This window comes from Streptomyces europaeiscabiei, from assembly GCF_001550375.1.
Taxonomy (GTDB): domain Bacteria; phylum Actinomycetota; class Actinomycetes; order Streptomycetales; family Streptomycetaceae; genus Streptomyces; species Streptomyces europaeiscabiei.
The window spans coordinates 1-8624 of sequence record NZ_LRTR01000182.1 but is presented as its reverse complement, the minus strand read 5'-3'; the positions used below and the strand labels follow the sequence as shown (position 1 = coordinate 8624).

General features: G+C 70.0%; 10 protein-coding genes. 6 read left to right on the top strand and 4 right to left on the bottom strand.

All coding sequences use genetic code 11. The features are described from left to right. The 4 genes from AWZ10_RS08980 to AWZ10_RS08965 all read left to right on the top strand — a co-directional run. A partial coding sequence (locus tag AWZ10_RS08980) for a PfkB family carbohydrate kinase (protein ID WP_244172445.1) occupies positions 1 to 369 on the top strand: 369 nt, incomplete at its 5' end. Then, the gene (locus AWZ10_RS08975; protein WP_046704155.1) at positions 366 to 1127 is read left to right on the top strand and encodes an IclR family transcriptional regulator; all 762 of its coding nucleotides are present in this window, start codon (positions 366 to 368) and stop codon (positions 1125 to 1127) included. The genes AWZ10_RS08980 and AWZ10_RS08975, both read left to right, overlap by 4 nt. After that, positions 1124 to 1606 carry a RidA family protein gene (locus AWZ10_RS08970; RefSeq protein WP_244172444.1) on the top strand — a complete coding sequence of 161 codons (483 nt, stop codon included), beginning with the start codon at positions 1124 to 1126 and terminating at the stop codon, positions 1604 to 1606. The genes AWZ10_RS08975 and AWZ10_RS08970 overlap by 4 nt, the downstream gene beginning before the upstream one ends. A gap of 232 nt (positions 1607 to 1838) precedes the next feature. Further along, entirely contained in the window at positions 1839 to 2537 is a 699-nt protein-coding gene (locus AWZ10_RS08965) for a hypothetical protein (protein WP_046704154.1), read from the top strand. 94 nt (positions 2538 to 2631) lie between these two features. Here AWZ10_RS08965 and AWZ10_RS08960 read toward each other — a convergent pair whose 3' ends face one another. Beyond that, a complete protein-coding gene (locus tag AWZ10_RS08960) occupies positions 2632 to 4005 on the bottom strand; it encodes a M14 family metallopeptidase (RefSeq protein ID WP_046704153.1) in 1374 nt (457 codons plus the stop codon). A gap of 467 nt (positions 4006 to 4472) precedes the next feature. Here AWZ10_RS08960 and AWZ10_RS08955 point away from each other — a divergent pair, with 467 nt between their 5' ends. Both AWZ10_RS08955 and AWZ10_RS08950 read left to right on the top strand, forming a co-directional pair. After that, on the top strand, positions 4473 to 4883 hold the full coding sequence (locus AWZ10_RS08955) for an ATP-binding protein (RefSeq protein WP_060890819.1): 411 nt from the start codon (positions 4473 to 4475) through the stop codon (positions 4881 to 4883). 193 nt (positions 4884 to 5076) lie between these two features. Next, the gene (locus AWZ10_RS08950; protein ID WP_046704152.1) at positions 5077 to 6399 is read left to right on the top strand and encodes an Nramp family divalent metal transporter; all 1323 of its coding nucleotides are present in this window, start codon (positions 5077 to 5079) and stop codon (positions 6397 to 6399) included. 25 nt (positions 6400 to 6424) lie between these two features. Here AWZ10_RS08950 and AWZ10_RS08945 read toward each other — a convergent pair whose 3' ends face one another. From AWZ10_RS08945 to AWZ10_RS51430, 3 genes are all read right to left on the bottom strand, one after another. Continuing rightward, the gene (locus AWZ10_RS08945; protein WP_060890818.1) at positions 6425 to 7711 is read right to left on the bottom strand and encodes a hypothetical protein; all 1287 of its coding nucleotides are present in this window, start codon (positions 7709 to 7711) and stop codon (positions 6425 to 6427) included. A 61-nt stretch (positions 7712 to 7772) separates the two neighbouring features. After that, on the bottom strand, positions 7773 to 8282 hold the full coding sequence (locus AWZ10_RS08940; protein ID WP_046704150.1) for a SigE family RNA polymerase sigma factor: 510 nt from the start codon (positions 8280 to 8282) through the stop codon (positions 7773 to 7775). Between the two features lie 154 nt (positions 8283 to 8436). Further along, positions 8437 to 8624: hypothetical protein (locus tag AWZ10_RS51430; RefSeq protein WP_208618470.1), on the bottom strand; the 188-nt coding region annotated here is incomplete at its 5' end.

Sequence of the window (8624 nt, the reverse complement as noted above, 5' to 3'; positions counted from 1 at the left end):
CGGCGCGTCCCCGGTCCCACCCCGGCCCCGGCCGCCCCCACGACGGGGCGCACCCGGCCGCCCACGGACACGACCACCTTCGTCCCCGCCCTCCAGGTGCACGTGGTCACCCCGGTGGGCGCCGGCGACGCCTTCGCCGCCGGCTTCCTCTCCGCCACCCTCCGCGCCCTCCCCGCCCGCGACCGCCTCCGCCACGGCCACCTCATGGCCGCGGCCGCCCTGACCGTCCCCGGCGACCTCGCCGCCCCACCGCTTCGCGACCACGCCGATCGCCTGGCGGCCCTGGACGACGACGCGTGGGGGAGACTTCGAATCGGCCCCGGCTGGACGCAAGCCGATCAGGCCCCCGAGGAGGTACTCACCCCATGAGCCAGACCGTCGACCGCGCGCTGAGCATCCTGCCGCTGCTCGCCGAGGGCCCCGCCGACCTCGGCCGGGTCGCCGACCGCCTGGGCGTCCACAAGTCCACGGCCCTGCGCCTCCTGCGGACCCTCCACGAGCACGGCCTGGTCTACCGCCAGTCCGACCAGCGCTACCGCCTCGGCGCCCGCCTCTTCGCCCTCGCCCAGGAGGCCGTCGAGAACCTCGACATCCGCGAGATCGCCCACCCCCACCTCGTACGCGTCAACGAACACTGCGGCCACACCGTCCACCTCGCCGTGCACGAGGAGAACGAGGTCCTCTACATCGACAAGGTGGAGAGCCGCTATCCGGTCCGCATGTACTCCCGTATCGGCAAGCCGGTCGCCATCACGGTCGCCGCCGTCGCCAAGCTGCTCCTCGCCGACCTCCCCGAAGCCGAGCGCCGCGCCCTCGCGGAGAAGCTCGACTACCCCCTGTACACGCCCCGTTCGACGCCCAACGCTGCCGCCTTCCTCAAGGAGCTGGCACGGGTCCGAGAACAGGGCTGGGCCACCGACCTCGGCGGCCACGAGGAGTCCATCAACTGCGTCGCCGCGCCCATCCACGGCACCGACGGCCGGGTCGTCGCCGCGATGTCGGTCTCCGCGCCCAACGTCGTCGTCACCGCCGACGAACTCCTCACCCTGCTCCCGCTGGTCCGCCGCGTCGCGGACGCGATCAGCGGCGAGTACTCCGGCAGAACCCCAGCGAAGGACACCGTATGACCGACACGACCGGTGAGAACGACAAGAGTCGCAAGGGCGACAAGAGTGACGGGAACGACAGGAGTGACAGGAACGAGAAGGTCGCCCTCACCCCCACGACCCACACCGCTCCGCCCGCCAAGTTCTCCCACGGCGTCAGGAAGGGCAACATCCTCCAGGTCGCCGGCCAGGTCGGCTTCCTCCCGGCCGTCGAGGGCCGGCCCCCGACGCCGGCCGGCCCCACCCTCCGCGAGCAGACCCTCCAGACCCTCGCCAATGTCAGGGCGATCCTGGAAGAGGGCAGCGCCACCTGGGACGACGTGCTGATGATCCGCGTCTACCTGACCGACGTGGACCACTTCGCCGAGATGAACGCGCTCTACAACGAGTACTTCGATCAGCACCTCACGGCAGTCCCGGCGGCCCGCACCACGGTGTACGTCGGCCTCCCGGCAGGCCTGCTGATCGAGATCGACGCGCTGGCGGTACTGGACGACTGAGTCCGACACCCGCGCCCTCAGGGGGTGTGGGGTCCCCTGCCCGGGATCCCCATGCCTCCACCCCGGACCGTGCTGTCCCTCGCGGGCTTCGCGATGGCGGCCGTACTGAGCCTGTTCGTACGGACGTGTCCGTATGGAGGAGGGTGCGGGGGGCGGGGTCGTGAAACCCAGATACGGACATATGCCTGGCCCGACTGTCCCCGGCACAGGGTCGTCGACCATACTGCCCGCTGTGGAGCAGCGCATCGGTTCGAACAACCAGCCCCTGGCCGCCGCCGCGGTCGACCCGTCGCACATCCCCGGACTCACGGCACCGGTGTCCGTGAAGAAGGAGAAGCAGGAGGAGCCGGAGGACATCAAGCCGACGGAGCCCGTCGAGCCGACGGAGACCGAGGAGCCGGACGAGGCCGCCCCGGAGCGGGACGAGCCGGCTGCCGCCGAGAAGCCGTCTCTCGCGAAGGCGTCGGCCGAGAGGACCTCGGCCGACGACGAGGCGGACTCCGAGGACGACGACACAGACGAAGACGAAGACGAAGACGATGACGCGGGAGCGGACTCGGACACGCCCGACGCGGAAGCCGAGGAAGCAGCCGAAGAGGTGACCGACGGTCCCGTCTTCGAGGCCTCCGACCGCCGCGCGAAGATCGTCGCCGACAGTCGTGGCGTACGGCTGCGCCTGGACGACCAGGAGTGCGAGTTCGGCTGGGACGAGATCGGCGCGATCGAGACGGAGTCCCCGCGCCTCGGCAAGCGTTTCACGGTCACGGTCCACACCCCCGACAGTCGTTGGTACCCCATCGAGATCGAGGCCAAGGCCAAGTCCGAGCACGCGGCCTGGGAGAAGCAGATCGACGAGGTGCTGGACGCGTACTTCGACGAAGGTGCTGAGGAAAAAGAGGCCGAGGCCGAGGCCGAGGACAGCGCCCCCTGAGGCGCGTGGGGAACTGCGCGACCAGCCACGACGGGCCCGCAGTTCCCCACTCACAGCCTCACAGCCTCACAGCCTCACGGAACGAACCCCGCGGCTAGCAGTACTGCGCTTCCTTGCCGATCGACCGGTACATACAGTCCGAGTTCTCCAGCAACTGCAACACCGCGTCCCGGTTCCGCGCGGTCTCCCGGGCGATGACCTCGTCCGGCGGGTAGAAGCCGCCACCCCCGGCCGACCCCGGATACATCTCGAACGTGTAGGCGAAGATCTTCTGGTTGCCCCACAGCCAGTCGTCGATCGACCCGTCCGTGATGTAGAGGTCACTGGACTGCTCGGGTGTGTACCCGTTGCTCGCGGCCATCTTCCCGCCGACCGTCGCGAACGCGTTGCGGTCGTCCGCCGTCATCCCGGTCGTCGTGTTGGCGGTCGTGTACCCGAAGGGCCACAGCACCAGCTCGCTGTACGTGTGGAAGTCGACGCCGGTCCTGATCTGCTGGACCCCGCCGACGACGCGGCTGCGCACGAAGTTCGCGACGACCTTCACCTCGGGTGCCGACTCGGCGGCCGTACCCCGGTAGGTGTCCGAGGACGTCGACCCGGACGAGCCGCCGCAGCAGCCCCAGCGGTAGTTCCAGTTGCGGTTGAGGTCGGTGCCGACGGACGACGAACCGCTGTTGGGCTGCCGGTTCTTGCGCCACGAGCGGTACGAGCCGGTGGCGACGTCGTACTCGCCGCCGTCCGGGTTGACGTCCGGGATGATCCAGATCTCGCGGTTGTTCACCATGTTGGTGACCCGTGAGTCGGTCCCGTAGTCGGAGGTCAGCTCGTTGAGCAGATACAGCGCCATCTCGACGGTGAGGTGCTCACGGGCGTGCTGGTGGTGGGTGAACAGCACCTCGGGCTCGGCCTCGTCCGTGCCGACGTTGTCGCTGATCTTGATGGCGACGATGTTCCGGCCCTGGTACGTCGTGCCGATGACCCGCTGGCTGGCGATCGAACTGTTCGCCGATACCACGGAGTTGATCTCGTTCGTCATCTCCGCGTAGTTGTGATAGCGAGAGTCGGCGGACGGGAAGTCGAAGAGCCGTACGTCGCCCTCGCCGCCCGACCGGTCCGGCGCCGCGCCGAGCGCCGTGATCTCGTAGCCCTGCTGCCTCAGTTTCTTGATCTGGTCCGCGCGTCCGGAGACGAACACCGAGTGGTCGTCGGCGTCGTCCACGGTCACGCCGGCCTGCTGCAGCGCCGTGCGGGACTTGCTGTCCGAGTGCATGTGGACCTCGTACTGGCGGATGTCGTCCGCCGAGGCCCTGGGCCGCTCGGCGCTCGTCGCCGTCGCGTCCGTGGTCGTCGCGGCGACCGGGGCGGCGAGGGCCAGCGTCAGCAGGGTGGCGAGGGCGGCGGTGCGGCGGCCTGATCTCCTGCCCGTGCCGCCGGGCGTCGCCGACCTGCCGCGTATGCGGAGTCGCATGAAGTCTCCTATTTTCTCCAGGAATTCCGGGGTCTCCGGAAGTGGGGAGTGGAGCGGGGGGTGGATCCTTGCGACGTGCCTCGGGCCTGGCCGACGACCGTGGGGGCGCCCGGCAGGCCCTGGTGCGGGTGTGGCGCTCATGGTCCGGGTCTGGCATGACCAGGTCAAGAGCGGGGGTGGCGGGCGCGGAGTCGCCGCGGCCGGAACCCGCGGGAACAGGCCGCGGCGGGGCGGGAAGCAGTCAGGGGGCGCGTAAGCCGCGCACAACCGCGTAGGTGCACATCGGTGTCTTGCATGCCCAATTGTGGATGTACTGGGGCGGTAAACAGGTATATGCAGGGCCGGAAACAGGTATTCCTCCCCGTGTGCCGCGTACGCGCGGCGGCAACCCTGGAAGCATGCTGCAATTCTCCGGGGGTCTCCTTCCGGATTCCGGCCCCCACTTCGCCTCGTACCCCCAACCACCCATGGGTGCAGGCCACTTGAGCGTCGAGTACGACCCCCGGCCCATCGCCGCCGCCCAGGCCCGCGCGCAGGTGCGCAGGCAGCTGGAGGGATGGGGACTGCTCGACCAGACCGATACGGCGGAGCTGTTGGTGAGCGAGCTGGTCACCAACGCGCTGGTGCACGCGAAGAGCCGACTGAAGCTGACCCTGTCGGCCGCGCACGGCGTACTGCGCTGCGAGGTGTCGGACATGGACTGCCGCCCGCCCCGGGTGCGCCGGACGACGGGGATATCGGAGATCGGCAGAGGGATGTTCCTGGTGGAGGCGCTCGCCGGGCGCTGGGGCTGCCACCAGGACGGGCCGGGCAAGACCGTGTGGTTCGAGCTCGGGACGTGCGGGTCCGACGGCTGCGGTTCCGTTCCGCCGGGTTGAGCGGGTTGAGCGGGTCGAGCGGGTTCGGCGGGGCCGGTGGCTTCGGTGGCATCCGGTACCGAAGCCGCCGTTCACCGAGGCCGTCGGTCGTCCGCGGCGCCGTCGTGGCTGGTCGCGCGGTTCCCCGCGCCCCTGAAAGCATCCCGGGCATGCCCTCTTGTCTGGTGGGGGCCCATGGGGTTTCTTGACCTTCATGGCGGACACCACGGGAAACCCCACTGACACCCCGGCAACATCCGACATCAACCCCACACCCCGCAAATCCAGTTGGAAGTACATCGGCCCCGGCATCGTCGTCGCCGCGACCGGCGTCGGCGCCGGCGACCTGGTCGCGACCCTCATCGCGGGCAGTAACTTCGGCTACACCCTGCTGTGGGCGGCCGTCATCGGCTGCCTCGTCAAGATCTCCCTGGCCGAGGCGGCCGGCCGCTGGCACCTGTCCACCGGCCGCACCCTCTTCGACGGCTGGGCGAGCCTCGGCCGCTGGACGACGTGGTTCTTCGTCGTGTACGTCGTGATCTGGGGCTTCGTGTACGGCGCGGCCGCGATGTCCTCCAGTGCCCTGCCCCTGCAGGCGCTGTTCCCGGACGTCATGGACCTCAAGTGGTGGGCCGTCCTGTGCGGCCTGAGCGGCCTGGTCTTCGTCTGGTTCAACAAGTACGAGGTCTTCGAGAAGGTCATGACGGTCCTCGTGGGCGTCATGTTCGTGGTGACCGTCTACCTGGCGATCAGGGTCACCCCCAACCTCCCGGACGCCTTCGCCGGCCTCCTCCCGGTCCTGCCCGACGAGAAGGACTCGATCCTCAACACCCTCGGCCTGGTCGGCGGCGTCGGCGGCACGATCACGCTGGCCGCCTACGGCTACTGGGTCAACGCCAAGGGCTGGACCAACACCGGCTGGATGAAGGTCATGCGCCTCGACAACCGGGTCGCATACATCACCACCGGCATCTTCGTGATCTCCATGCTCTTCGTCGGCGCCGAACTGCTGCACTCCGCCGACATCGCCATCGCCGGCGGCGACAAGGGGCTGATCCAGCTCAGCGACATCCTGGCGGACGAGTACGGCACGGCCACCGCCAAGTTCTTCCTGATCGGCTTCTTCGCCACCTCGTACACCTCACTCATCGGCGTCTGGCACGGCGTGAGCCTGATGTTCGCGGACTTCGTGGAACGCTTCCGCAGGAAGGGCGCGGTGACGGGCGAGGAGGTCGCCTCCGGCCGGCGCGAGAAGTCCTGGCCGTTCCGTGTGTACCTGCTCTGGCTGACCTTCCCGCCCATCGTCCTGCTCTTCCAGGGCCAGCCGTTCCGCCTGATCATCCTCTACGGCGTCCTCGGCGCGGCCTTCCTCCCCTTCCTCGCCGCCACCCTCCTCTGGCTCCTCAACTCCTCCCGCACACCCCGCGAATGGCGCAACGGCATCCTGAGCAACGCGATGCTGGCCCTCGCGGGGCTGCTGTTCCTGGTGCTGGCCGTGAAGCAGATCTGGGACCAGCCGTGGGCGGACTTCCTCTGACGCCTTCGAGGAGGAGCGGCGTCGGCTAGCCGAGCGTCTTCCACCTCTCGCTGGTGGCGATCTCCTTCAGCTGAGCCATGGTGAGGACGGGGGTGTCGCGGGTCGCGGCCGTGTGCTGGGCGCCGGAGTTGAAGGCGCTGATCACGACCCGCAGCCCGTCGGTGCGGAGCGTGTCCACGGTCCACATGACGACCCCCTCGCCGCCCTTCTCGCCGGGCCCCTGCCGGGTGGCGACCTTCGTGCCGTCGGGCAGGGTCTCGGCGTCGGCGCCGAACAACGAGTCCGCGAGATCCGCCATGCCCGGCTGCACATTCATCTGCACCAGGCTCCGCCCCTTGCCGTCGTCGAGGACGACGTAGGCGAAGTCCGACGCCTCGTTGCCCCCGTCGACCCCGTGGACGTCGTCGGGGAGGAGGCCGGTGAGGGTCTTCTGGATGAGGGCACCGTCCACCATCGGGGCGTCGACGGACCCGGCCTCGGGCCTCTCCGTCGACGACGGCTGCTTGTCCCCCTCGTCCCCCTTGTCCGCCGGAATGGCGTCGATGGCCCTGCGCCAGCCCGAGTCCAGGGCGATGTCCTTCAACTGGGCGGTCGTGAGAGGAGGTTCCTCGCGGCTGACGGGCGAGCCCTTCTGCGCCGGGGCGTTCCACTCCATGACGCTGATGTCGTACCCGTCGGCGGTGACCAGCTGCGCGTACCAGTGCTTGGTCTCCTCGCGGCGGTCCGGGTACTCGTACCCCTGGAAGAGCATCAGCCGCGAACCGTCCTCCAGGACGCTCTCCGTGCAGGCGTCGAACTCGACGAACGTCTTGTCCGGGCAGCCGGTCAGCTGCCGGGCGTTCTCGTCGCCCGCCTCGATGCGCCCGAGCCCGACCTGTACGGCTGCCCCGCCCTCGCCGTCGTCGTACACGACACGCGCGTAGGGACCCGGCTCCGCGCCCGTACCGCGCGCCGACTCCCCGCTGAACTTCCCCGTGGGCAGCAGATCCTTGAGCTGCTGGACCAGTCGGGCGCCCGACACCTTGCCGTCGTCGTCCCGGGGCCCCGGCTCGCCGGACCGCTCCGTCGCCACGGACTGTTTGCCGCCCCCGTCGCCGGTTCCGGGCAACAGGACCGCCCCGCCCACTGCGACGAGCGCGATTCCTGCGACGCCGCTCAGTATCGCCGCCCGCCGCCGGAACAGCAGCCGCCGGCCACGGACGGCTCCGCCGCCGACCATGGCGTGCCCATCGGTCTCGAAGGCGTCGCCGGCCCGGCGCAGGGCGTCACCGAGCCTGCCCTCGAAGGGGTCTTCGTGCTGGTCAAGGGGCATGACGAACCGCCGTTTCTGCGAGGGTGTGACTGTGTGTGTTCTGTTGGCGTCCAGCGGGCGCTCAGGGGGTGACGTACTCACCGATGGCGTCCCCGAGGAGGACGCGCAGTCGGGCGAGGGCGCGGACGCATCGGGTGCGGACCGCCGCCGAACTCGCGTTCATCGCCGCCGCGGTCTCCTCGATGGACCGGTCCTCCCAGTAGCGCAGGACGACCACCGCCCGGTCCTTGGGCGGCAGTTGGGCCAGCGCCTCGATGAGGGTGAGCCGCAGGGAGGAGTCGGAGCCGGGCGCGGCGGGCGCGTCCGGGATCACATCCGTGGCCCGTTCCCCGCTGCTGCGCCGCCGCTGATGGGCGAGGAAGGTCCTGGTCAGCACGGTCTGCGCGTACCCGGCCGGGTTCTCCGCCCGGCGCACCCGCCCCCACTTCACGTACAACCGCCCGAGCGTCTCCTGCACGAGGTCCTCGGCGAGATGTGTGTCCCCGCCGGTGAGCAGACACGCCGACCGGTAGAGATGCCGCGCGCGCGCCGCGGCGAACTCCTGGTACCCGTCCGCACGGACCTGTCTCATCTCCGGCTCCCCCTGAACGAGCTCGCGTAGGCCGTGGCCGCTTCTTCGCGTCTTCGCCTCTCACTCCCTTGATGCGGTGGCCCCCGGGGAATGTTTCACGGGCGGGGGAGGGATACGGTGCGGTACGAGTCACCACGACGGGGCAGAGGGACGATCAGTCATGGACCAGCCGGAGCAGGGCCACCAGCCGCCACCACCGCCGCCACAGCCGTGGACGCCGCCGGGAGGCCAACCGGGCTTCGGCCCCCCGCCCCCACCGTACGCACCCCCGGGCACGCCGCAGGGTCAGCAGCCGCAGCCGCAGCCGCAGCCGCAGCCGCAGCCGCAGCCGCAGCCGCAGCC

Excerpts from the sequence above, each read along its gene's own strand:
- AWZ10_RS08955 (WP_060890819.1), top strand. The coding sequence starts at position 4,473 with ATGGGTGCAGGCCACTTGAGCGTCGAGTACGACCCCCGGCCCATCGCC.
- AWZ10_RS08950 (WP_046704152.1), top strand. The coding sequence starts at position 5,077 with ATGGCGGACACCACGGGAAACCCCACTGACACCCCGGCAACATCCGAC.
- AWZ10_RS08975 (WP_046704155.1), top strand. The coding sequence starts at position 366 with ATGAGCCAGACCGTCGACCGCGCGCTGAGCATCCTGCCGCTGCTCGCC.
- AWZ10_RS08970 (WP_244172444.1), top strand. The coding sequence starts at position 1,124 with ATGACCGACACGACCGGTGAGAACGACAAGAGTCGCAAGGGCGACAAG.
- AWZ10_RS08945 (WP_060890818.1), bottom strand. The coding sequence starts at position 7,711 with ATGCCCCTTGACCAGCACGAAGACCCCTTCGAGGGCAGGCTCGGTGAC.
- AWZ10_RS08960 (WP_046704153.1), bottom strand. The coding sequence starts at position 4,005 with ATGCGACTCCGCATACGCGGCAGGTCGGCGACGCCCGGCGGCACGGGC.
- AWZ10_RS08940 (WP_046704150.1), bottom strand. The coding sequence starts at position 8,282 with ATGAGACAGGTCCGTGCGGACGGGTACCAGGAGTTCGCCGCGGCGCGC.